The organism is Saccharothrix sp. S26 (assembly GCF_021390395.1).
Lineage (GTDB): Bacteria > Actinomycetota > Actinomycetes > Mycobacteriales > Pseudonocardiaceae > Actinosynnema.
Map to the genome: position 1 here is coordinate 131,684 of NZ_JAJUWT010000011.1, position 22,957 is coordinate 154,640.

General features: G+C 72.2%; 24 protein-coding genes. 12 read left to right on the top strand and 12 right to left on the bottom strand.

Features of this window, described 5'->3' with window-relative positions:
* Nucleotides 1-4 precede the first annotated feature (4 nt).
* From LZG04_RS19290 to LZG04_RS19300, 3 genes are read left to right on the top strand one after another with little or no spacing between them, the layout of a single operon-like run.
* Nucleotides 5-1,144, top strand: a complete 1,140-nt coding sequence (locus tag LZG04_RS19290) for a glycosyltransferase family 4 protein (RefSeq protein ID WP_233818927.1) — start codon at nt 5-7, stop codon at nt 1,142-1,144.
* Nucleotides 1,145-1,190: 46 nt separating this feature from the next.
* Complete coding sequence (locus tag LZG04_RS19295; RefSeq protein WP_233818929.1) at nt 1,191-1,880, top strand: glycosyltransferase family 2 protein; 690 nt, start codon at nt 1,191-1,193, stop codon at nt 1,878-1,880.
* Between the two features lies 1 nt (nt 1,881).
* The gene (locus LZG04_RS19300) at nt 1,882-2,283 is read left to right on the top strand and encodes a DUF2304 domain-containing protein (protein ID WP_233818931.1); all 402 of its coding nucleotides are present in this window, start codon (nt 1,882-1,884) and stop codon (nt 2,281-2,283) included.
* A gap of 64 nt (nt 2,284-2,347) precedes the next feature.
* Here the strand turns inward: LZG04_RS19300 and LZG04_RS19305 are convergent, their stop codons facing one another.
* Both LZG04_RS19305 and LZG04_RS19310 read right to left on the bottom strand, forming a co-directional pair.
* On the bottom strand, nt 2,348-3,289 hold the full coding sequence (locus LZG04_RS19305; protein WP_233818933.1) for an NAD-dependent epimerase/dehydratase family protein: 942 nt from the start codon (nt 3,287-3,289) through the stop codon (nt 2,348-2,350).
* Between the two features lie 42 nt (nt 3,290-3,331).
* Entirely contained in the window at nt 3,332-4,150 is an 819-nt protein-coding gene (locus LZG04_RS19310; protein ID WP_233818935.1) for an HAD family hydrolase, read from the bottom strand.
* Nucleotides 4,151-4,183: 33 nt separating this feature from the next.
* On the opposite strand from LZG04_RS19310, the gene LZG04_RS19315 reads away from it, so the two are divergent.
* The gene (locus LZG04_RS19315) at nt 4,184-5,059 is read left to right on the top strand and encodes an LLM class flavin-dependent oxidoreductase (RefSeq protein WP_233818937.1); all 876 of its coding nucleotides are present in this window, start codon (nt 4,184-4,186) and stop codon (nt 5,057-5,059) included.
* Nucleotides 5,060-5,070: 11 nt separating this feature from the next.
* Nucleotides 5,071-6,258 carry an L-2-hydroxyglutarate oxidase gene (gene lhgO / locus LZG04_RS19320; protein WP_233818939.1) on the top strand — a complete coding sequence of 396 codons (1,188 nt, stop codon included), beginning with the start codon at nt 5,071-5,073 and terminating at the stop codon, nt 6,256-6,258.
* Nucleotides 6,259-6,631: 373 nt separating this feature from the next.
* Here lhgO and serS read toward each other — a convergent pair whose 3' ends face one another.
* Nucleotides 6,632-7,885, bottom strand: a complete 1,254-nt coding sequence (serS, locus tag LZG04_RS19325; protein ID WP_233818942.1) for a serine--tRNA ligase — start codon at nt 7,883-7,885, stop codon at nt 6,632-6,634.
* Nucleotides 7,886-7,967: 82 nt separating this feature from the next.
* Here serS and LZG04_RS19330 point away from each other — a divergent pair, with 82 nt between their 5' ends.
* Complete coding sequence (locus LZG04_RS19330) at nt 7,968-8,555, top strand: hypothetical protein (protein WP_233818944.1); 588 nt, start codon at nt 7,968-7,970, stop codon at nt 8,553-8,555.
* Between the two features lie 78 nt (nt 8,556-8,633).
* Here LZG04_RS19330 and LZG04_RS19335 read toward each other — a convergent pair whose 3' ends face one another.
* The 3 genes from LZG04_RS19335 to LZG04_RS19345 form a co-directional block, all read right to left on the bottom strand.
* Nucleotides 8,634-9,086 (bottom strand): DUF350 domain-containing protein, encoded by a 453-nt coding sequence (locus LZG04_RS19335; protein WP_233818946.1) that lies wholly within the window; start codon nt 9,084-9,086, stop codon nt 8,634-8,636.
* A gap of 91 nt (nt 9,087-9,177) precedes the next feature.
* Complete coding sequence (locus LZG04_RS19340) at nt 9,178-10,341, bottom strand: glutathionylspermidine synthase family protein (protein ID WP_233818948.1); 1,164 nt, start codon at nt 10,339-10,341, stop codon at nt 9,178-9,180.
* On the bottom strand, nt 10,342-11,028 hold the full coding sequence (locus LZG04_RS19345; protein ID WP_308199179.1) for a hypothetical protein: 687 nt from the start codon (nt 11,026-11,028) through the stop codon (nt 10,342-10,344). It lies immediately after the preceding gene.
* 120 nt (nt 11,029-11,148) lie between these two features.
* Between LZG04_RS19345 and LZG04_RS19350 the strand changes: the two genes are divergently transcribed.
* Both LZG04_RS19350 and LZG04_RS19355 read left to right on the top strand, forming a co-directional pair.
* Nucleotides 11,149-12,219: a septum formation family protein gene (locus LZG04_RS19350; RefSeq protein WP_233818950.1), complete on the top strand. Its 1,071-nt coding sequence runs from the start codon at nt 11,149-11,151 to the stop codon at nt 12,217-12,219.
* 4 nt (nt 12,220-12,223) lie between these two features.
* On the top strand, nt 12,224-12,574 hold the full coding sequence (locus tag LZG04_RS19355) for a metallopeptidase family protein (protein ID WP_233818951.1): 351 nt from the start codon (nt 12,224-12,226) through the stop codon (nt 12,572-12,574).
* A 16-nt stretch (nt 12,575-12,590) separates the two neighbouring features.
* On the opposite strand, the gene LZG04_RS19360 is transcribed toward LZG04_RS19355, so the two are convergent.
* Nucleotides 12,591-13,202: a histidine phosphatase family protein gene (locus LZG04_RS19360; RefSeq protein WP_233818953.1), complete on the bottom strand. Its 612-nt coding sequence runs from the start codon at nt 13,200-13,202 to the stop codon at nt 12,591-12,593.
* Nucleotides 13,199-14,092, bottom strand: coding sequence for a prephenate dehydratase (gene pheA / locus LZG04_RS19365; RefSeq protein WP_233818954.1), 894 nt, complete (start codon nt 14,090-14,092; stop codon nt 13,199-13,201). The genes LZG04_RS19360 and pheA overlap by 4 nt, the downstream gene beginning before the upstream one ends.
* A gap of 102 nt (nt 14,093-14,194) precedes the next feature.
* On the opposite strand from pheA, the gene LZG04_RS19370 reads away from it, so the two are divergent.
* The gene (locus LZG04_RS19370) at nt 14,195-14,809 is read left to right on the top strand and encodes a macro domain-containing protein (protein WP_233818956.1); all 615 of its coding nucleotides are present in this window, start codon (nt 14,195-14,197) and stop codon (nt 14,807-14,809) included.
* A gap of 46 nt (nt 14,810-14,855) precedes the next feature.
* Here the strand turns inward: LZG04_RS19370 and LZG04_RS19375 are convergent, their stop codons facing one another.
* Nucleotides 14,856-15,338 carry a GNAT family N-acetyltransferase gene (locus tag LZG04_RS19375; RefSeq protein ID WP_233818958.1) on the bottom strand — a complete coding sequence of 161 codons (483 nt, stop codon included), beginning with the start codon at nt 15,336-15,338 and terminating at the stop codon, nt 14,856-14,858.
* A 60-nt stretch (nt 15,339-15,398) separates the two neighbouring features.
* On the opposite strand from LZG04_RS19375, the gene LZG04_RS19380 reads away from it, so the two are divergent.
* The 3 genes from LZG04_RS19380 to LZG04_RS19385 all read left to right on the top strand — a co-directional run bounded on the left by LZG04_RS19380 (nt 15,399) and on the right by LZG04_RS19385 (nt 17,176).
* Complete coding sequence (locus LZG04_RS19380; RefSeq protein WP_233818959.1) at nt 15,399-16,028, top strand: response regulator transcription factor; 630 nt, start codon at nt 15,399-15,401, stop codon at nt 16,026-16,028.
* A gap of 391 nt (nt 16,029-16,419) precedes the next feature.
* The gene (locus LZG04_RS43035; RefSeq protein ID WP_374202835.1) at nt 16,420-16,794 is read left to right on the top strand and encodes a DarT ssDNA thymidine ADP-ribosyltransferase family protein; all 375 of its coding nucleotides are present in this window, start codon (nt 16,420-16,422) and stop codon (nt 16,792-16,794) included.
* Complete coding sequence (locus LZG04_RS19385; RefSeq protein WP_233818961.1) at nt 16,676-17,176, top strand: macro domain-containing protein; 501 nt, start codon at nt 16,676-16,678, stop codon at nt 17,174-17,176. Before LZG04_RS43035 ends, LZG04_RS19385 begins: the two co-directional genes overlap by 119 nt.
* A gap of 553 nt (nt 17,177-17,729) precedes the next feature.
* Here LZG04_RS19385 and LZG04_RS19390 read toward each other — a convergent pair.
* From LZG04_RS19390 to cydB, 3 genes are read right to left on the bottom strand one after another with little or no spacing between them, the layout of a single operon-like run.
* Nucleotides 17,730-18,848, bottom strand: coding sequence for a GAF domain-containing sensor histidine kinase (locus LZG04_RS19390; RefSeq protein WP_267936986.1), 1,119 nt, complete (start codon nt 18,846-18,848; stop codon nt 17,730-17,732).
* Nucleotides 18,845-21,934: a thiol reductant ABC exporter subunit CydD gene (gene cydD, locus LZG04_RS19395; RefSeq protein ID WP_233818965.1), complete on the bottom strand. Its 3,090-nt coding sequence runs from the start codon at nt 21,932-21,934 to the stop codon at nt 18,845-18,847. The genes LZG04_RS19390 and cydD overlap by 4 nt, the downstream gene beginning before the upstream one ends.
* Nucleotides 21,931-22,947: a cytochrome d ubiquinol oxidase subunit II gene (cydB, locus tag LZG04_RS19400; protein ID WP_233818967.1), complete on the bottom strand. Its 1,017-nt coding sequence runs from the start codon at nt 22,945-22,947 to the stop codon at nt 21,931-21,933. The genes cydD and cydB overlap by 4 nt, the downstream gene beginning before the upstream one ends.
* Nucleotides 22,948-22,957 lie beyond the last annotated feature (10 nt).

Sequence of the window (22,957 nt, forward strand, 5' to 3'; positions counted from 1 at the left end):
GGCCGTGCACCTGGTCGACATGCCGGTCTACTACCCGCCCCACAAGGGCGGTGTGGAGGCGTACGCGCACGAACTGCACCGCCGGATGCTGGAAGCCGACCCCGACCTGCGGATCACCGTGTTCACCTCGGCGGTGGGCGCGCCGGCGGGCGTGGAGCGGCTGGGCGACCGGTGGACGGTCGTGCGCTGGTCGGGCCGGGAGGTGATCTCGCACTACCCCGTGCCCAACCCCGGTTTCACCAGGAAGCTGCGCGAGCTGTGCGGGCCGGACACCGTCCTGATGACCCACACCCGCTTCTACTGGCCGCACCTGTGGGCGTCGCTGTTCGCCAAGCGGGCGGGGCTGCGCAGGCTGCACGTCGAGCACGGGTCGAGCCCGGTGCAGAGCGGCGGCTGGTTCGTCCGGTTCGTCGCCGCCACCGTCGACCTGCTCACCAGCCAGCCCGTGCTGCGCTGGGCCGACGGCGTGGTGGCCGTGTCGCAGTCGGCCGCGCGGTTCGTCCGCGACCTGGCCAAGCGCGACGCCAAGGTGCTCTACCGGGGCATCGAGGTGCCCGAGGGCGTGGTCTCCCGGCCGGACGACGCCGACGGGCCCGTGGCCTGCTACGTGGGCAGGCTCATCAACGGCAAGGGCGTGGCCGACCTGCTCATCGCCACCGCCACCCTGCACCGGCGCGGCGTGCCGCTGAAGCTGCGGCTGTGCGGCGACGGACCGGCCGCGGCCGACCTGCGCGACCAGGTGGCGCGCCTGGGCCTGACCGACCACGTGGTGTTCCTGGGCGAGGTCGACCACGACACGGCGCTGCGCGAGATGTCCTCGGCCACCCTGTTCGTCAACCCGAGCTGGACCGAGGGCCTGCCGACGACCGTGCTGGAGGCGGCCGCCCTCGGCTGCACGGTCGTGGCCACCGACGTCGGCGGCACCGCCGAGATCCTGGACCACGGCGTCACCGGCTGGCTGGTGCCCGCCCGCGACCCCGGCGCGCTCGCCGCCGCCCTGGAGGCGGCCGTGACCGACCCGGACCGCGAGGCGCGGGCGGCCAAGCTGGGCGAGATCACCCGCGAGCGCTTCTCGTGGGACCGCACCATCGCCGAGTTCGCCTCAATGCTGGTCGGCGACGGCCGGACGGGGACCGCGCGCTAGCCTGTTCTGCGAAACCCCATCCGACTCACTCGCCAGGGAGGCCGCCGTGGCGGACCAGTCTGACGTATGGCTGGTCGTGCCCGTCTACAACGAAGCACAGGTGATCGCGGACGTGGTGCGCAACGCGCTGCAGACGTTCCCGAACATCGTGTGCGTCGACGACGGTAGCCGGGACGGCTCAGCGGACGCGATCCGCGGCACGGGCGCTCACCTGGTGCAGCACCCGGTCAACCTCGGCCAGGGCGCGGCGATCCAGACGGGCGTCGAGTACGCCCGCGAGCAGCCGGGGGCCGAGTACTTCGTGACGTTCGACGCCGACGGCCAGCACCAGGTCGCGGACGTGGTGCGGATGCTGGAGCGGCTGCGCTCCGAGCCGTTCGACATCATCGTCGGCACCCGGTTCAAGGGCGACGACTCGCACATCCCGCTGATCAAGCGCGTGGTGCTCAAGACCGTGGTGGCGGTCAGCCCCAAGCTGCGCAAGCTGAAGCTCTCGGACGCGCACAACGGGCTGCGGGTGTTCAACAAGAAGGTGGCGGACGAGCTCCGCATCACGCTGAACGGCATGGGCCACGCGTCGCAGATCGTCGACATGATCTCGCAGCGCGGGTGGCGCGTCACCGAGGAGCAGGTCGAGATCCTCTACACGGAGTACTCGATGTCCAAGGGGCAGTCGCTCATCAACGGCGTGAACATCCTGTTCGACTCGGCTCTCAAGACGGGGTCCAGGCGCTGACATGCTGATCCAGTTCCTGCTCATCGCCGCGGTCGTCGTGCTGCTGGTGTTCTTCCTCAAGAACCACGGCACGACCAAGACGGCGGCCGGCGTCAAGATCGGCTTCCTGCTGTTCCTGGTGCTGGCGGTGGTCGCCGTCATCAGGCCGGTCGAGGTGTCGAAGCTCGCCGAGCTCGTCGGCGTCGGCCGGGGCACCGACCTGCTGCTCTACGCCCTGGTCGTGGCGTTCGGCTTCCAGACCATCAACACCTACCTGCGGTTCAAGGAGCTGGAGCTGCGCTACGCGCGCCTGGCCCGCGCCATCGCGCTGCGCAACGCGGAGGCTCCCGCGCGCGCCGACGCCGAGGCCATCGAGCACGTCGAGGCCGTCCAGCGCACCGAAGATCCCGCGCACACCTCCTGACCAGCACCGACGTCGAACGGGCCGGCCAACTCCCCGCGGGGTGACCGGCCCGTTCGTCGTCCGGTCAGCCTTCCAGCGAGCGGAAGTAGTCCACGGTCAGCCGCACGCCGGTGGCGATGTCGACCTCGGGCTTCCAGCCCAGCTCGGCCCGCGCGAGCGACGGGTCGATCGCCGACGCCCGCAGGTCGCCCAGCCGGGCCGGGGCGAACTCGGGGTCGTCGGCCACGCCGGCCGCCTGCGCCACCAGGGTGTGCAGCTCGCGGTCGGACACCTGGTGCGCGGTGCCGATGTTGTAGCGCCGGCCGCCGCCCGCCTCGCCCGAGGCGGCGACGAACGCAGACACGACGTCCTCCACGAACACGTAGTCGCGGGTGTTGCCACCGTCGCCGAACACCTTCGTCGGGCGGCCCGCGAGCAGCGCGGACGCGAAGATGGCCACCACGCCCGCCTCACCGTGCGGGTCCTGCCGCGGCCCGTACACGTTGGCCAGCGCCAGGTGCGTGCACTCCAGGCCGTACAGCTGGCGGTAGGTGTTCAGGTACACCTCGCCGGACACCTTCGACGCCGCGTAGGGCGACTTCGGGTTGATCGGCGTGGTCTCCGCCACCGGCAGCACCTCCGGCGTGCCGTAGATCGAGCCGCCGGAGGAGGCGAACAGCACCTTGCGCACGCCCGCGCGGCGGGCGGCCTCGGCCAGGTTCACCGTGCCCAGCACGTTCTTGGTGGCGTCGAGCAGCGGGTCGGCCACGGACACGCGCACGTCGATCTGCGCGGCCAGGTGGTACACGACCTCCGGCCCGAACGAGGTCACCACGTCGGTCAGCTCCGGCGAGGTGATGTCCACCCGCGAGAACGAGTAGCGGTCGGCGTGGGCCGGGTCGGCGGGCGCGGTCCGCTTGCCGCGGCTCAGGTCGTCGACGACGTGCACCTCGTGCCCGTCCCTCAGGAGCCTGTCGACCAGGGTCGAACCGATGAAGCCGGCACCGCCGGTCACGAGTGCGCGCACGGGTGTTTCTCCAGAATGGGTCGGGGAGTCGTCACGGGCAGCCTAGAACCACCGCTCGAGCACCAGCGCGACCCCGTCCTCGGAGTTGGCCGCGGTCACCTCGTCCGCCGCGTCCAGGGCGTCCTGGTGGGCGTTGGCCATCGCCACGCCGTGACCCGCCCAGGTGAGCATCGGCACGTCGTTGGGCATGTCCCCGAACGCCAGCACGCCGCTCGCGGGCACGCCGAGCAGGTCGGCGACGGCGGCCAGGCCGGACGCCTTGGTCACACCGGGCGCGGCGAACTCCAGCAGCCCCTCGTTGGTCGACCAGGTCATCGCCACCGAGTCGCCGACCAGCGGCCCGGCGGCCCTCGCCATCTCGTCCGACGTCATGTTCGGGTGCCTGACCAGCAGTTTGACCGCCGGCTTGCCGAGCAGCTGGGCCCGCTGGTGCCCCGGCAGCGGCTGCGCGCCCTCGTCCCACGGGTGCAGGTAGTGCTCGTCGGAGATGAACTCGGACTCGCTGGAGCCGCGGACGGACTCGCCGACGCGTTCGGAGGCCATCGCGCAGCCGGGCAGCGCCTCGTCCAGCACGGTGGCCAGGGTCGTCAACTGCTCGGGGGTGAGCAGCTCGGCCGACACGACGCGGTCCGCGCCGATGTCGTAGATCACCGCGCCGTTGGAGCACACGGCGTAGCCGGACAGGCCCGCCGCGGCCGCCACGTCGGGCACCCAGCGGGGCGGGCGGCCGGTGGCCAGCACGAACGGGACGTCGGCCGCCAGCACGCGGCCGACCATGCCCGCGGTGCGCGGGCTGACCCGCCCGAGGGGCGTGAGCAGGGTGCCGTCGACGTCGGATGCCACAAGGGAAGGTCTCTGCACCCTCACATGGTGCCTCTCGGATACCGTCGCCGGGTGCGCACAGGGATTGTGATCCTGCCCGAACACCGCTGGTGGATGGCCGAACACAGGTGGAAGGCGGCCGAGGAGTACGGCTTCCACCACGCCTGGACCTATGACCACATGGGCTGGCGCTCGCTGGTCGACGGGCCGTGGTTCGGGGCCGTCCCGACGCTGGCCGCGGCGGCTTCGGCGACCAGCACGATCAGGCTCGGCACGTTCGTCGCCTCGCCGAACTTCCGCCACCCGGTGCCGTTCGCGCGCGAGCTGCTGGCCCTCGACGACCTCTCCGACGGCCGCTTCACGCTCGGCGTCGGCGCGGGCGGTGTGGGATACGACACGCAGGTGATGGGCGGCCCGCCGCCGGGCAGCAGGCAGGGCCGGTTCGAGGAGTTCGTGGCCGCGCTCGACCTGCTGCTCACGCAGGAGCGGACCACGTTCAGCGGCGAGCACTACGAGATCCGTGACGCCCGCAGCGCGCCGGGGTGCGTGCAGCGGCCCCGGCTGCCGTTCGTGGTCGCGGCGAACGGGCCGAAGGCCATGGGGGTCGCGGCGAGGTACGGCACGGGCTGGGTCACCACCGGCCCCGACACCGACGACGACGAGACGTGGTGGGCGGGCGTGGCCGCGATGGCCGAGCGGTTCCGCGAGGTGCTGGCCGGGATCGACCGGGCCAAGGGGACCGTCGACTTCCACCTCAACGCCGACTCGTGCCCGGTGTACTCGCTGACCAGCGTGGAGCGCTTCCGCGAGGTCGCGGGCCGGGCGCGTGAGCTGGGCTTCACCGACCTGGTCGTGCACTGGCCCCGGGAGAGCGGCGTCTACGCGGGCAGCGAGGCCGTGCTGGAACGCGTCGCGGCCGACGTCCTGCCCGAGTTGGTCGGCGGCTAGCGTTCCCCGCTGTGCGAAGAGTCGTGGTGATCGGTGGCGGGATCGTGGGCCTGGCGACCGCGCGGGCGTTGGCCAGGCGCGGTCACGACGTGGTGGTGCTGGAGAAGGAGCCGAGGTGGGCCGCCCACCAGACCGGCCACAACAGCAACGTCGTCCACGCGGGCCTGTACTACAAGCCGGGCTCGCTGAAGGCCCGCATGTCCGTCGCGGGCAACGCCTCGATCGTCGCCTACGCCCGTGAGCACGGCGTCCCGGTCGACGTGTGCGGCAAGCTCGTGGTCGCCACCTCCCCCGACGAGGTCCCGCGCCTCGACGCGCTGGCCGCCCGTGCCGAGGCCAACGGCGTCCCGGCCCGCCGCATCGGCGTCGACGAGGCCCGCGAGCACGAGCCGGAGGTGGCCGCCGTGGCCGCGCTCCGCGTCGAGAGCACCGGCGTCATCGACTTCCCGGCCGTCTGCGCCGCCCTCGTCCGCGAGCTGAACGGCCACGACCTGCGCCTGCACACCCCCGCCCTGGCCATCCGCCGCGCCCTGTCCGGCGGCGGCGTCGAGGTGGCCACCACCCGCGGCGTCATCCGCGCGGACGCCCTGGTCAACTGCGCCGGCCTGCACAGCGACCGCGTGGCCCGCCTGGCGGGCATCACCCCGTCCGCCACGATCGTCCCGTTCCGCGGCGAGTACTACGAACTGCGCCACGACCGCCGCCACCTGGTCCGCGGCCTCATCTACCCCGTCCCGGACCCGGCGCTGCCGTTCCTGGGCGTCCACCTGACCCGGATGCTGGACGGCAGCGTCCACGCGGGCCCGAACGCCGTCCTCGCCCTGCGCCGCGAGGGCTACCGCTGGCGCGACATCTCCCCCACCGACCTCGCCGACGTGGCCCGCTTCCCCGGCACCTGGCACCTGGCCCGCCGCTTCGCCCGCACGGGCGCCGCGGAAGTCCTCCGCTCCCTCTCCCGCAAGCGCTTCGCCACCAGCCTGTCCCGCCTCGTCCCGGCCATCCGCGAGGACGACCTGGTCCGCGCCCAAGCAGGCGTCCGCGCCCAAGCCATGCTCCCCGACGGCTCCCTGGTCGACGACTTCCTGATCGACACGGCCCCCCGCCAGGTCCACGTCCTCAACGCCCCCTCCCCCGCCGCCACCTCCGCCCTGGAAATCGCCGAACACGTAGCCACCAAAACCGAACAAAGCTGGACCTGAAACCCACCCCCACTGCCAACCCACCCCCACTGCCACTGGCCCGCTTTTCCCAAAGGAGGGCTTCGTGTCATCCCGCCGACCTGGCTCCGCCCTACCGCACGTGTCAAGGAGGGCGCGCGTGCAGCTTTGCCCGCGGCTTTCACTAATGGCTCCGCAGTAGTCGGGGTCATCCTGCTGATCTGCCCGTCCGGCGAGGACGCTTTTCGCTTTTTAGCTTTTGAGGCTTTCACTTCCACCCCAAGCCACTGCTCAAGCCCGACCCGATTTGACATGGGGCCCTTACGAGCACTCCAGGCAGGCCAAAGCACCCGAACCCATGTCAAATCGGGCCTCTGCGGTGGGGCTCCGGGTCCGTTGTGGGTGGTTGGATTGGTTAAGCGATCGGCTTGAGGACGTCGAGGCCGAGGAAGGGGCGCAGGGCTTGCGGGACGACGACCGAACCGTCGGCCTGCTGGTGGTTCTCGAGGATGGCGACGATCCAGCGGGTGGTTGCCAAGGTGCCGTTGAGGGTGGCCGCGATCTGGGGCTTGCCGTTCTCGTCGCGGTACCGGACGTTCAGGCGGCGGGCTTGGAAGGTGGTGCAGTTGGAGGTCGAGGTCAGCTCTCGGTAGGCGTTCTGCGTCGGGATCCAGGCTTCGCAGTCGAACTTGCGGGCGGCTGACGTGCCGAGGTCGCCGGCGGCCGTGTCGATGACCCGGTAGGGGACCTCGATCTTGGCCAGCATCTCCTCTTCCCACGCCAGCAGCTTGGCGTGTTCGGCCTCGGCGTCCTCCGGCTTGACGTAGGAGAACATCTCGACCTTGTTGAACTGGTGCACGCGGATGATGCCGCGCGTGTCCTTGCCGTACGAGCCGGCCTCACGGCGGTAGCACGACGACCAGCCCGCGTACCGCTTCGGCCCGTCCAGGATCTCGTCGGCGTGGTAACCCGCCAGCGGGACTTCCGACGTGCCGACCAGGTACAGGTCGTCGGCCTCCAGCCGGTAGACCTCGCCGGCGTGCGCACCGAGGAACCCGGTGCCGGCCATGATCTCGGGGCGCACCAGGGTCGGCGTGATCATGAGCTTGAACCCGGCGGCGGTGGCCTGGGCGACGGCCATGTTCAGCAGCGCCAGCTCGAGCTGCGCGCCCACGCCGGTGAGGAAGTAGAAGCGCGAGCCGGACACCTTCGCGCCGCGTTCCATGTCGATCGCGCCGAGCCGCAGGCCCAGGTCGAGGTGGTCGACCGGCTCGAAGTCGAACTCGGGCTTCTCACCGACGTGCTTGAGCACGACGTAGTCGTCCTCACCGCCCTCGGGCGCGTCGGGGTGCACGAGGTTCGGCACGGCGCGGTGCAGTTCGGCCAGCTCGGCCTCGGCGGCGGACTGCTCGGCCTCGGCGGCCTTGACCTCGGCGGCCAGCTCCTTGCCCTTGGCCAGCAGCGCGTCGCGCTCCTCGCCCTTGGCGCGGCCGACCTGCTTGCCGAACGTCTTCTGCTCGCCGCGCAGCGCGTCGGCGCGGGCGATGGCGGCCCGGCGGCGCTCGTCGGCGGACAGCAGCGCGTCGACCACGGTCTCGTCCTCGCCACGCGCGCGTTGCGACGCGCGGACGGCTTCCGGGTTCTCGCGCAGTGCCTTGAGGTCAATCACACAGGGAAGGGTAGTACCCGCCGCGAACCGGTTTGCACGACGTCGAGCCGGAGGTGTCGGACCCCTGGGGCAGGATGCGCCCGTGGTTGAACGAGCAGACGACGTGACCGACCTCCCCGCCGACGTGGTGGCGGAGGTCGAGGAGTACGCGCGCAGCGTGGTGCACGCGGGGTTCAGCGGGGTGGAGGACGCGGTCGAGCGGGTGGTTGATCACTTCGCCGACGAGGAGCGCCCGGTCACGGAGGCGGTCGCGCGGGTGGTGGTGGGGCGGGTGTGGCGGGAGCGTGCCGCCGAGCAGGACGGGTGGCCGGAGCGCACGGACGTCGACCGGCTCTTCGCCGCCTTCCACGCGCTCGACCGGGGTGGGATCACGGCTCGGGCCGACTTCACGTGCTGCCAGACGTGCGGGCACGCGGAGATCGGTGACGAAGCGCGCGAGGGGGCACGCGGGTACGTGTTCTTCCACCAGCAGGACACCGAGCGGGCCGTGGTCGACGGGCAGGTGTGGCTCGCGTACGGCTCCTTCGGTGAGGCGGCCGACGAGGCCGTGGGGCGCGAGGTGGTCGCGGCGCTGAGCGCGGGCGGGTTGCCGGTCGAGTGGAACGGCTCGGCGAGCACCCGGATCAAGGTCGGGCCGATCGCCTGGCAGAAGCGGCTGCCGGTGGGCTGACCGGCGGCCGCCCTCGAACAGCGCGGAGGGGGCGGGCCCGACCGGCGGGCACGCCCCCTCCACCGCACTCCGAGGGAGCTACGAGATCGCGACGGCGACCACGAGGCCGAGCGCGACGTGCGCCGACGCCACCACGACGCTGGCCGGCGCGAAGCGGTCGGACTCGATCAGCGAGCCGATGTCGAGCCTGGTCACCCACTCCAGCAGCCGGACCGCGAGCACCTGCACGACGATGCCGACGAAGCCGAAGATCAGCGCCGACAGCAGGCCCTCGGCCAGCTTGCCCGCCGAGCTGTAGATCGCCACGACCACGATCAGCGCCATGCTCACCAGGCCCGCCGAGGTGACGATGACGGCGTTCGGGGCGCCGCCGCGGACCAGCGCGCTCAGCTTGCCCGGCGTGGTCCAGTCGATGGCGTAGAAGCCGACGACCATCAGGATCAGACCGACGATCGCGTACAGCGCGATCGCACCGACGCCGGTGCCGATGGCGGACCCGAAGCCGGGGTCCAACGCGAGTGGGGGAATCACAGACCCTCCATGGTGTGCAGGTTGATCGGTTGTGCCGCCGGTGAAGGAGCCGGTGACGTGTTCGGTGCGCCGGTGGGGAGTGGCGAAGGGCTCATTCGACGATCCTGTGCGGCACGAAGGCCGCACCGTCGTCGGTGACCAGGCCGACCGTCTCCCGGATGCCGAGACCCGCCGAGGCGTCGCCGACGACCCACGCGCCGAGCGCCGGCCGGTAGCCGTCGAACTCGGGCAGCGGGTCGAACAGCTGGTAGACGAACCCCTCCTTGCCGTAGACCCCGCCGGTCTGGGTCTCGTAGCCGGGGGCGACGATCTGGATGTTCTGCCCCTCCCGGCCCAGCCGCGGCTTGCGCACGTACTCGGTGAGCAGGCCGGGGTCGTCCAGGAACGCGGGCAGCAGGTTCGGGTGGCCGGGGTACATCTCCCACAGCACGGCCAGCAGCGCCTTGTTGGACAGCAGCATCTTCCACAGCGGCTCGACCCACAGGGTGCCGGGCAGGCTCTCCACCGCGTAGCGGCCGAACTGCTCGTCGACCACCCACTCCCACGGGTAGAGCTTCACGACCGTGCCCATCGGGGCGTCCTCGAGGTCGACGAACCGCCGCAGCAGCGAGTCCCAGCCGATCTCCTCGATCGCCAGGCCGACGGTGTCCATGCCCGCCTCGGCCGCGGTCTCCTGCAGGTAGGCCACGGTGACGTGGTCCTCACCGGAGGGGTCCGCGCCCGACCACGTGAAGTGCAGCTCGTTGGACGGCAGCCGGCCGCCGATCTCGGCCCAGCGCTCGACCAGCTTCTCGTGGATGGAGTTCCACTGGTCGTCTTCGGGGAAGACGTCGGTCTTCCAGTTCCACTGGACGACCGACGCCTCCAGCAGGGACGTGGGCGTGTCGGCGTTGTACTCGAGCAGCTTGGCCGGGCCGCGGCCGTCGTAGCGCAGGTCGAACCGCCCGTAGACGTGCGGGTCGCGGCGCTTCCACGACTCGGCGATCGCGGGCCACAGCCACTCGTTGATGCCGAAGTCCCGGTAGCGCTCGGTGAGCACCACGTTGTCGACGGCCTCCAGGCACATGTTGTGCAGCAGCTCGACGTCGGCTTCGAGCGACAGCACGTCGCTCATGTCGAACACGTAGTGCGCCGACTCGTCCCAGTACGGGCGCGGGCTGCCGTCCGCGGCCCTGGCCGGCGCGCCGAACACCAGTCCCTGCTCGGACACGGTGCGCTGCCAGTCGGGCCGGGGCGTGGAGGTCTCGCGACGCACTCAGCTGCCCCCGCTCTTGCTGCCGCCGGACACGCCGAACCCGCCGCGCTGCACGACCGTGCCCGACTTGGTGCTGATGTTCGCACCCTTGGGCATGGTGTAGGTGCCGCCGCTGATCTTCTGGCCGACCGGGGTGCTCGGCGCGCCGTAGTTGTAGCGGTAGGAGCTGCCGCCGATGTAGATGAACCCACCGCTGACGTACCCGCCGTGCGTGCGGGCGTAGCTCTCGTCGCAGTACTGGTCCTCGACCACCACGTCGTCCTTGACGCACTGGGCGACCACGTCGTCGGGGCTGGACGCGGCGTACCAGATGGCGACCACGCCGGCCACGCCGACGGCCACGCCACCGCCGATGAGCAGCCGTTTGCGCAGCTTCTTGCGCCGCGCCTCCTCGGCCTCGACGGCGAGCTGCTGCTCGCGCTGCTGCTCGATCGCCGCGGCACGGGCCCGCTGCTCGGCCAGCGTCGGCGGCCGGGGCTTGGTCTGGCCAGGCTCCTGCTGCCGGATCTGGCCGCGCCCACCGCGGGGCGGGCCGTCCGACGGGCCCCGGGCGTCCGGGGGCGTCGGCGGCACGTACGGCGGCGGCGTGGCGCCACCGCCCCGCGGGCCGGGCGCACCCGGTCCGCTCGGTCCGCCCGGCCCACCCTGACCGGGCGCCGCGTTACCGGTGTTGTCGTTCTCAGTCATCAGCCACTCCCGGCGGGGACGCTACAGAGATCGGCCGCCGAATGGGTGACGAGTGTCCCAAAAGCAACACTCTCCACCCGCCCGAACGGTTCCTCGGCCTACACAGGCATCATGGAGTAGATGTCCGCGACCTTGCGCTGGTTTCGTCGGGGTGACCACTTGGTCCTGCTCGGCGCGTTCGCCGGCGCGCTCGTCCTGCTGGCCCTGAGCACGCTCACCGGCTGGCCGGTGGGCGCGGGCGGTGCCGGCAGCACGCCCTCGACCACGGTGAACCCCGTCATGGCAGCTCAGGCGGGTGACTGCCTGAACTGGACCAAGAAGGACCTCTCCGACGTGGAGAAGGTCGACTGCGCCGCGCAGCACCTGTTCGAGGTGACCGGTGTGGCGGACATCTCCGCTGCTCATGGCCCCGGTGCCCCGTTCCCCGACGACGCCGCGTGGCAGCAGATCAGCCAGGAGCGGTGCGCGACGATGTCGCTGGACTACCTGGGCGGCAAGTTCGACCCGTTCGGCAAGTACACGGTCGGCCCGCTCAACCCGGGCGAGCGGCTGTGGGCGGACGGCCAGCGGACGTTGCGCTGCGGGCTGCAGGTGGCCGGTCCGGCGGGCGGCCTGCTGCCGGCCTACGGCTCGGCCCGCACCCAGGACCAGTCCGACGTCTACGACCCGGGCGTGTGCCTCGGCATCACCGGGACCGGCTCCGTGGGCGACCCGGTGGAGTGCGCGAAGCCGCACACGTTCGAGATGACCGGCGTGGTGGCGATGCCGCCCGGCGAGTACCCGTCGCCCGAGCAGCAGGACCAGCTCCTGGCGGGCGAGTGCACCCGGATCACCGCCGAGTACAGCGGCGGCGCGGACCTCAAGGCCCGCGGTCTGATCGTCGCCTGGGACACCAGGGCCCCGGAGAGCTGGGCCGCCGGTTCCCGGCTGGTGAACTGCAAGGTCGGGGCGCAGCCGGTGAACAACGTCCTGGCGCCGTGGGAGGGCAGCGTGCGCAACCCGAACGCGCCGCCGCTGACCACGTCCAACCCGCCGCAGACGACCGCCGTGCAGCAGGAGGAGGCGACCGGCGCGCCGCTGCACTCCCAGTCGAACTCCAGCTCCGCCGCGCCGCCCTCGTCGTCGGACGCCAAACCGCCGAAGTCGGACGAGACGACGACGACCACCACGACGACGACCACGACGAGGTGACGCCATGCCGGTGGAGATGACCCGTCAGCGGTTCGAGGAGCTGGTCGCCGAGGCGCTCGACCTCATCCCACCGGAGTTCGCGGCGGCGATGAACAACGTCGTCGTGCTGGTCGAGGACCGCAACGCCGAGGTGCCGAGCCTGCTCGGCCTCTACCACGGCATCGCGCTGACCAGCCGGACCACGGACTACGGCGGTGTGCTGCCCGACCGGATCTCGATCTACCGCGAGGCGATCCTCGACATCTGCCGCACCGAGGACGACGTGGTGGAGGAGGTGGTCGTGACCGTGGTGCACGAGATCGCGCACCACTTCGGCATCGACGACGCCAAGCTGCACGAGCTGGGCTGGGGCTGACCCCGCGGAGGGGTGCTCAGCCGTCGACCACGTCCACGCCGGTCCACGACGTGCAGCGCCACCCGCTCCCGTCCCGCTCCAGCACGACGCGGCCGGTGTTGGGCAGCAGGCCCGTCTCGGCCAGCGCCGGGCTGACGTCGCGGGCCAGCGCGAGCGCGCCCATGCGCAGCGACGCGCCGTGGCTGACCAGCACCACCGTGCCCTCGGCGTGCTTGGCGGCGATCTTGTCGACCGCGGCCAGGTAGCGGTCGAGCACCTGGCGGCCGCTCTCGCCGCCGGGCAGCGGCACGTCGAGGTCGCCCTCCGCCCACCGCTTGACCGTGGCGATGAAGATCTCGAACGCCTCGCGGTCGTGCCGCCCTTCGAGGTCGCCGCAGAAGATCTCCTGCACGCCGTCGACGACTTCGACCTCCAGGCCGTGCGCCGCCGCCACGGGCGCCGCCGTCTGCTGAGCGCGCACCGCCGTGCTGGCGTAGACGGCCACCACGGGCTCGTCGGCCAGTTGCCCGGCCAGCGCGGCGGCCTGCGCCACGCCCGCGTCGGTCAGCGGCGGACCGGGTGGCAGCGAGTCCAGCGCCATCTTCACGTTCGACGCCGTCTCGCCGTGTCTGACCAGGATCAACCTCACGCGCCGTGCCCCCTCCGGACCGTTTCGACCCACTCGGCCGCCGCCACGAACTCCTCGTTGCCCGCGACCGCACCGCCCGGCTCGGCCTTCGGGTACGAGCCGAGGAACCGGGTCTGCGGGCAGTGCCGGTGCAGCGCGGCCAGCGCGTCACCCACCCTGGGCTCGGCCACGTGGCCGTCCAGGTCGATGTAGAACCGGTACTCGCCGAGCCTGCCCTTGGTGGGCCGCGACTCGATGCGGGTCAGGTTGATGCCGCGCAGCGCGAGCTCGGTCAGCAGCTCCGACAGCGCGCCGATCCGGTCGGCCGCCGTGCAGACCACGGACGTGCGGTCGTGGCCGGTCGGCTCGGGCAGCTCGCCGGGCGGGCGCACCAGCAGGAACCGGGTCTTGGCGTCGCGGACGTCGGCCACGTCGGTGGCCAGCACCTCCAGCGGGTAGTGCCGCACGGCCACCGGCGCGCTCACCGCCGCGTCGAACTCGCCGTTGAGCACGGCGCGCGCCGCGGCGGCGGTGGAGGTCGTGGCGACCACGTCCGCCGCCGGCAGGTGCTCGGCGAGCCAGTGCCGCACCTGGGCCAGCGCGTGGGGGTGGCTGGCGACCGTGCGCACGGGTCCGCCACCGGGCCGCACGAGCACGCTGAACCGCACCGGCAGCACCGCCTCGGCGACCGCGACCAGCGGCTCCCCCTCGGTCAGCGCGTCCATCGTCGCGGGCACCGCACCCTCGACGGAGTTCTCCACCGGCACGCACGCCGACTGCGTTTCCCCCCGCCGGGTGGCGGCGAGCGCGGCGGGCACCGTGTCGAACGGGACCAGCTCCTGCTGCGGAGAGGCGAAGCCGCGTGCGGCCTGCTCGGTGAACGTTCCCTGCGGTCCGAAATAGGCGAGCACGGCCGCAACGATACGAGGACCACGTCCGGTGACCGTGTTGAGGCGAGGATCACCCGCCCGGCGGGTGCCCGCCCCCGTTCCGCACCAACGGGTTCTCCTGGAATGCTGGGAGATGTGTCCGCCGCCGATACGGAGGGTGAGATCAACGCTCCGGTAGCAGTTCCCCGTCTGGTGTTGTGCGCCGTCGACGAACCGCTGGCCCGCGCCTGGCTCGCGGTGGCCGACGGCCGGACCGGCGTCGAGGTGCACCGGGGCTCGGTGCTCGACATCGTCGCCGAGGCCGTGGTGAGCCCCGCGAACTCCTCCGGCTGGATGCGCGGGGGGATCGACGCGGTCTACGCGCGCGCGTTCCCGCTGGTGGAGGGCAACGTGCGCAGTGCCGTGCTCGGGTTGCACGGCGGCGAGCTGCCCGTGGGCGAGGCGCTGGTGGTGCCGACCGGCGAACCCGAGCCGGAGTGGCTGATCAGCGCGCCGACCATGCGGCAGCCCGGTGAGCTGCTGCCCCAGGACACCGTGCACCCGTACCTGGCCGCGCGCGCCGTGCTGCGGTTGTGGTCGGGCGGCAGGCTCGACGACGGCCGCCCGCTGCGCGAGGTGGTGCGCACGATCGCCATGCCCGGCCTCGGCACGGGTGTCGGCGGCGTCGCGCCCGCCACGTGCGCCCGGCAGGTCGCGGCGGCGTGGGACGAGGTGTTCAGCCCGCTGCCCAGCAGGTGACGGTTGTGCACAACCTGTGGACAGCCTGGCTGGGGCCTGTGGACAACTAGCGCGGGGCGACCCAACGCTCCAGGTCCAGCTCGTCGGTGATGGGGATGCCGTAGCCGCCCACGCTGGGGATCTCCGGCTTGAGCCGGCGGGCCTCGCGCACCGCGTCGGGGCGCAGGGCCGCGAGCCGGAAGCCGCGCCGCTGGTAGAACCGCAGGGCGTCGAGGTTGTCGTTGGTCGTGGTGAGCCGGACCCGGGAGCAGCCGAGCTGGCGGGCCCGGTGCACGGCGGCGTCGACCAGCGAGCTGCCGACACCCCTGCCTCTTCGCAACGCGTCGATGGTGACGATCTCCAAGTGGCCGTCGACGGCGGCGTAGGTGAGCAGCCCCACCACGGTGTCCTGCTGTTCGACCAGGAACCCGGGCAGGCTCGCGGGGAAGAACACCTGGCCGTGGGCGACGGCGGTGTGCGCGCCCCACAGCTCCAGCACCAGCCTGCCGACGACGATCCGGTCGGCTTCCTCGATCGCGCGTACGAGCATTCCTGCACTGTCTTGGCGGGCGGGCGCGGTGGGTACCGGCATTCGACCTATGGTTGGTTCGTGCCGGTGCGAGTGTTGCTCGTAGACGACCACGAGGTGGTGCGCAGGGGGCTGCGCGAGTTGCTGGAGGACGAGGACGGCATCGCGGTGGTCGCCGAGGCGGGCGGGGTGGACGAGGCCCTGGTCCGGGCCGCGGCGACCCGGCCGGACGTGGCCGTGGTGGACGTGCGGCTGCCCGACGGCGGCGGGGTCGAGCTGTGCCGTCGGCTGCGCGCGGCGGCGGACGGCCCGAGGTGCCTGGTGCTGACCGCGTTCGACGACGAGGAGGCGCTGGTCGGCGCGATCATGGCGGGCGCGTCGGGCTACCTGCTCAAGCAGGTGCGCGGGCAGGACCTGGTGACGGCGGTGCGGGAGGTGGCGGCCGGCCGGTCGTTGCTGGACCCGCAGACCACGGCCCGCGTGCTGGACCGGATGCGCCGCCCGCCCGAGGTGGACGTGCTGGACGCGTTGACCGAGCAGGAGCGGCGAGTGCTGGACCTGATCGGGGAGGGCCTGACGAACCGGCAGATCGCCGAACGGCTGTTCCTGGCGGAGAAGACGGTGAAGAACTACGTCACCGCGGTGCTGTCGAAGCTGGGCATGGAACGCCGCACCCAAGCCGCCGCCTGGGTGGCCCGCCGCTCACGCTAGGGTCCGTGTCCGGACCTGGCTGCCCCATGGTGGCGTCTGGCATGAACGCCACCAACGGCGCGCCCGATCTCCCTTTCCCGGTGATCGGCGCCGGTTCATCATACCTGGCGGCACCTGCCGTCTCGGAGCGTCGCCGGGTGTGATGACGGCTGTGCAGAAGTGACCCAAGGTCCGGGAACAGACTCCGAGGAGGAGGGCTCGAGCATGGCGGACCGATTGAGGTTCATCAGGGCTTCAGGGTTCGCCGCAGTCGGAGACAGTTACCCCGACAAGGACATGGCGAGGAGTTGGTCGGTTTGGCACCTGACGCATTCCGCGAACCTGTCTGATATCCGCGGTTCTGGCGCACTCGTCGCGGGAGCGAAACCCCGTGTGAGCATCGCGTTGCGCAGTGTCAATTCCCGTCGACCTTACATTCGAGTTCAGCCTGATCGCGCCTATCCGGTCGGCAAGGTGGTCTACCCCTGAAGACCCGCACCGTCGGAGTAGACGGGCCGCCGAGTTCCTCGTACTGGACCGGATGCCACTCGAACTGGTGTCACACGTCGTGACCAAAACCATCGAGACAATGACCCATGTGCGCTCGATCCTGCCGTATACTGACGCGAGGAGCTACCTCGTCGAGCCGGGCTTCTACTACTATGAGGGTGGCCGTGATCATAGAACAGAAGGGCGATCTGCTGGCCGCCGACGTAGACGCGCTGGTAAACACCGTGAACTGCGTAGGCGTCATGGGCAAGGGACTGGCCCTGCAGTTCAAGAATAGGTACCCCGAGAACTTCGAGGCGTACGCGCGCGCGTGCAAGCGCGGAGAGGTCGATCTCGGCCGGATGTTCGTGGTAGAACTCCACTCACTGGCCGGCCCTCGGTACATCATCAACTTTCCCACAAAAGGGCACTGGAAATCGAATTCGCGCCTGGAGGACATCGAACGCGGACTCGAAGACCTGGTAGAAGTGCTCGGCAACCTGGACATCAAGTCGATAGCCATCCCCCCGCTGGGTTCCGGGAATGGCGGCCTCGATTGGGCACAGGTCGAACCGATCATACGTTCGACCCTGCGGGACCTGTCGGACGTCGACGTGCACCTCTATCCACCCAGTACCGAGCCAAGGAACCTTGCACCGAAGCCTCTTCGGATGACCTGAAGCAGGGCGGCACTGATCCAGCTCATCGAGCGCTACGCCGGAGCACGGCAGTCCGTCGAACCTTGGGAATCATTTACCGGCGCGTCACACCTCGAGATCCAGAGGTTGATGTGCTTCGCCCAAGTGCTTGTTCCCCAGTTGAACCTGAAGTTCGAGCAGGGCCGGTACGGCCCTTATAGCGAGCGGACCCGCCATTTGATCCAGGAAATGGAGGGAACTTTTTTTCGCGGGTTCGGCGACGGTACGTCCGCAGTCCTCGACCTCACTCCTGTCGAACCGACCGACCTAGGCGCTCGCACGGCTGCGCGCTACGTCGTCGAGTCGTCTCCGGCCACTGACGTAGTCGGGCAGATCGTCGGGCCTGTGATGTGCGACTGATGCGGCAACCGCTTGGGTGTTCGTCCAGGAGTGGACTCCGCGCAAACGCAGGTTGTTCACCCGCGAGCATGTCGAGAGCGCTTGGAGCAAGCTGCGATCCGTCGGACTGGTCGAGAGGGCCTCGGTGTAGTCGCAATTCGCTTTTGCTCGCGCAAGGCACATCAACGGCTGCCGCTCACGCTAGGGGCACGTGCCAGCTGATCGTGGTGCCGGTGCGCGGCGAGGACGTGAGCTCGCAGCCGCCGCCCGCGGCCAGGGCGCGTTCCTCCAGGTGCCGCAGGCCGCGCTTGGCCACGCCGCGGGGGATGCCGCAGCCGTCGTCGACGACCTCCAGGTCGAGCCGGTCGGGCGTGCGGCGCAACGCGATGCCGACGTGCCGGGCCCCCGAGTGCCGCACCACGTTGGACAGCGCCTCGCGCAGCGCCGCCCGCGCGTGGTCGGCCAGGTCCGGCGGCACGTCGGTCATGTCGCCCTCGACGCGCACCTCCGGCTCGAACCCGAGCAGCTCGCCCGCCGTCCGCGCTTCGGCCAGCACCGACCCCTTGAGGTCGACGTCGCCGGGTTTGCCGGGGTCGGCGCTGCGCAGGGCGCGGACGGTCGCGCGGACCTCGGCCATGGTCTGGTCGAGCTGGTCCACGCACTCGGCCAACCGGCGCGCCTCCCGCCCTTCGAGCTTGAGCCGCCGGTCGAGCAGCTCCAGCTGCACGCCGGTCGCGTACAGCCGCTGGATGATCACGTCGTGCAGGTCGCGGGCGATGCGCTCGCGCTCCTGGTAGACAGCCACCCGCTGGCGGGCGGTCGACCCCTCGGCCAGCACGACCGCGAGCCCGGCCTGGGCGGCGAACGCGGCCAGCACCTCGACGGTGTCCGGGCTGAACGGCGGCTCGCCCTTGCGCCGGTACACCGCCAGCGCGCCGATCCTGCGCTCCTTGGTGCCGAACGGCGCGACCGCGAACGGCCCGTACCCGCGCAGCGCCTTGGGCACGAACGGCGCGGTGCGCGGGTCGGTGGTGAAGTCGTCGGCGACCACGGGCACGCCGGTCCGCGCCGCCCGCGCGGCCGACGAGCGGCTCGACAGCACCACGCCCACCGGGTCGTCGTCCCCCGAGGACGCCTCGACGGTCAGCGTGCCGTCGTCGGCGGTGACCATGGCCAGCCCGAGGTCCGCGCCGGCGAGCTCGACGGCGCTGCGCACCACGAGCGGCAGCACGGCGTCGGGGTCGTCGCCCGCCAGGGCGGCCGAGGTGATCTCGGTCGACGCGGCGAGCACGCGGGCGGGGTCCACGGTGGTCAACGGTAGGCCCTGGCCCGCAGCCGCCCGTCGGTGACGTCCAGCACCAGGTCGGCCCGTTCCGCTTCACCCGGTCGGTGGGTGATGTGGATGACGGTCTTGTCCCGCAGCACGTCGTCCAGGCGTGCCAGCAGCGCGGCGGCGGTCGGCTCGTCCAGGTGCGCGGTCGGCTCGTCGAGGAGCACGAGGTCGGCGTCGTGGAGCAGCGCGCGGGCCAGCGCCACCCGCTGCGCCTCGCCACCCGACAGCAGCGTGGGTCCGATCACGGTGTCGAGGTCGAGCCGGACGCCGGCCACGTCGAGCGCCCACCGCAGCCGCGCGTCGTCCGCCCGGGGGTCGCCCAGCCGGAGGTTCTCGCGGACCGTGGTGGTGACCAGCATCGGCTCCTGCGGGCACCAGGCCACGCGGTCGGGCCGCCACACCAGCCCCCGCTCGGGTTCGAGGAACCCCAGCAGCAGCGCGAACAGGCTCGACTTGCCCGCGCCCGACGGGCCGACCACGGCGACCTTCGCCCCGGCGGGCAGGTCCACCGACACCCGTTCCAGCACGGGTTCGGCGCTGCCGGGCCACCGGGCCGTGACACCTTCCAGCCCGACCGCGCCGCCGACCGACCCCCGTTCCACCTTCCCGGCCGACGCGACCGGCGGCTGCTCGACGATCCGGCCGTACGCCTCGCGCAACGCCGCGCGGTGCTGGGCGGCGGCGGGCAGGGCGCTCAACGCCTCGGCCAACGCCAGCGGCACCAGCCCCAGGACCGGCAGGAGCAGCGGGTCGACGCCACCGGCCAGGCCGATGCACACCGCCGACGCCAGGCCCGTGGTCAGGTGCACGATGCCGATCGCCGCACCCGCCCCGAGCGCCTGCCGGCGGGCCAGCCGGGCGAGCCGGGCGTCCTGGCGGGCCAGTTCGGCGCGCACCTCGCCGTCCGCGCCGAACGCGATGAGGTCCGGCGCGGCGGTGAGCAGCGTGAGCACCTGCTCCGAGACCTGCCGCCGTCCCCTGGCGAGCACCGCCGTGGCCCGGCGTTCGGTGAGCACGGCGACGACCGGCGCGAGCGTGCCGCCGACGGCGAGCGCCACCGCCAGGGCGAGCCCGGCCATCGGCTGGATCACCGCGAACAGCACCACGGCCGCCACCGACACGCCCACCGCGACCAACGGCGGCTGGAGCACGCGCGGGACCAGGTCGCGGACCGTGTCGACGTCGTCCACGAGCCGGGTGAGCTCGGCCCGCCCGGGCCGCAGGCCGCGCCACAGCCGGACCCGCGCCGACTCGGCCTGGCGGAACGCGGCGTCGTGCGACACCAGCCGCTCCAGGTACCGAAGCACGCCCTTGGCCAGCGCGAACGTCCGCACGCCGACCACCAGCACCGACAGCGTCAGGATCGGCGGCTGGGTGGCCGCCTTCGCGATCAGGTGGGCCGCGACGGCGGTCAGCGCCACGCCGCTCAACGACGCCGCCGCACCCAGCAGCGCGCCGGCCACCAGCCGCCGGGTCGGGCGCGGTGTGCGCGGAACCGCCGACCGACCGTCCACCACGCCGACCTCGCGTGCCGGCGCGACCTCCTCGACCGGCGGGCCCACCAGCCGGTGGGTCGCCAGCACGACCGCCGCACCTCCCGCGGCGGCCCGGTGCACGGCCGTCATCACCTTCGCGGCCGTCGCCTGGTCGAGGTGCGCGGTGGGTTCGTCCAGCAGCAGCACCTTCGCGCCGTCCCGGACCCGGGTGAGCGCGCGGGCCACGGCGACCCGTTGCCGTTCCCCGGTCGACAGCTCCGCGATCGGCCGCGCCACCAGGTGGTCGGCCGCCACCGACGCCAGCACCTCGTGGTCGACGTGCCCGACGGTCAGCTCCAGCTCGTCGGCCACCGTGCGGCCGGCGAACGCGGGCCGTTGCGGCACCCACGCGATGGACGACCGGTCGACCGACACCGACCCGCCGTCGGGCTCCACGAACCCCAGCAGCACGCCGAAGAGCGTCGACTTGCCCGCGCCGCTGGGCGCGTCCAGCCGGTGCACCTCGCCGGGCCGCACCCGGAACCCGACGCCGTCCGGCGCGAACCGCCCCCGCCGCCGCACCCGCAGGTCGCGGACCTCGACGCCCTCCACCGGCTCGGCGTCGTCCCCGCGGGGCCGGGGCGCCGGGATCTCGGCGACCCGCCGCACGGCCTCCACCCCGTCCTCCGACGCGTGGTGCGCCGCGCCCGCCGCCCGCAGCGGCAGGTAGCACTCGGGCGCGAGGATCAGCACGACCAGGCCGGTGATCAGGGTCATCTCCCCCGACACCAGCCGCAGCCCGATGCCCACCGCGATCAGCGCCACCGACAGCGACGCCACGATCTCCAGCACCAACGCCGACAGGAACGCCACCCGCAGCGTGCCCATGGTGGCCCGCCGGTACCGCTCGCCGACCTCCCGCACGGCCGACGCCTGGGCCGACGCCCGCCCGAACGCGGTCAGCACGGGCAGCGCCCGCACCAGCTCCGCCAGCCGCCCCGACAACCGCTCCAGCGCCGACGCCGCCGCGGCCACCCGCGCCGAGGTGAACCGTCCGATCAGGATCGCGAACACGGGGATCAGCGGCAGCGTCACGGCGATCAGCACCGCCGACGTGGGATCGGTGACCAGGATCCAGCCGCCCACCGCCACCGGCACCACGGCCGTCGTCACCAGCGCCGGCAGGTACCGGGTGAAGTACGCGTCCAACGCGTCCAGCCCCTTGGTCGCCGTCACCGCCAGCGACGCCGGTCCCCTCGCCACGACCCACGACGGCCCCAGCCCCAGCGCCCGGTCCAGCACCGCGGCCCGCAGCTCCTCCTTCGCGCCCGCCGCCGCGCGCGCCGCCACCGACTCGGTCGCCCACGCCAACCCGGCCCGCACGACGACCGCCGCCGCCAGCACCGCCAACGACCCGCCCCCGACCAGCGCCGAGGCCAGCGCCACGGCCTGCCACACCAGCGCGCCGGCCGTCAGCGCGGCCAGCAGCGCACACCAGGCCAACGCCCGGCGCGCCGAACGCGAGAGCGCGGGCAGCGCGCCGAGCGGGCCTTTCCCCGGCTTCTTGGCGGAAGGGGCTCCGGGGAAGTTCATCGGGTCGACCCGGTGGGCACGTGGACGTCCGGGATGTGCCGGGTGCCGATCCGCTTGCGGAACACCCAGTACGTCCACCCCTGGTAGACGAGCACGGCGGGGGTGCCGAACGCGGCCACCCAGGTCATCACGGTCAGCGTGTAAGGGCTCGACGCCGCGCCCGCCACGGTCAGCGACCACGCCGGGTCCAACGTGGACGGCAGCACGTTCGGGTACAGCGCGCCGAACAGGGCCGCCACCGTCGCCGCCACCGTGAGGCCCATCAACGCGAACGCCTGCCCCTCGCGCCGCAGCACGAGCCGCGCGTACGCGCCGAAAGCGGCCAGCGCCACCACGATCGACGCGCCCCACGTCCACACCGAACCGAACCGCAGCTGCACGACCAGCAGCAGCACCGGCAGCGGCAGCAGCGCGAACGGCGCGACCTTCAGCGCCAACGCACGCGCCCGTTCCCGCACCTCGCCCTCGGTCTTCAACGACAGGAACACCGCGCCGTGCACCAGCGCGTACCCGGCCACGGCGACCGCGCCGAGCAGCGTCTCCAGCCGGATCGCCGCGAACGGCGAGCCGACCCGGTCGCCCGCGGCGTCCAGCGGCAACCCGAACACGGTCGCCGACAGCAGCAGCCCGACCCCGAGCGCGGCCACCCACGACCCGCTGACGATCACGGTGTCCCACACCCGCCGCCACCGCGCCGAGTCGACCTTGCCCCGGTACTCGAACGCCACCCCGCGCCCGATCAGCGCCAGCAGGAACAGCACCAGCGGCAGGTACACCGCGCTCAGCAGCGAGGCGTACCAGTCGGGGAACGCGGCGAACGTGGCGCCGGCCGCGACCAGCAGCCACACCTCGTTGCCGTCCCAGACGGGGCCGATCGTGTTGATCAGCACGCGGCGTTCGCGCTCCGACCGCCCGAGCACGGGCAGCAGCATCCCGACGCCGAAGTCGAAGCCCTCCAGGAACAGGTAGCCCAGCCACAGCAGGGCGATCACGCAGAACCAGAGCGTCTCCACGGCCCGTCCC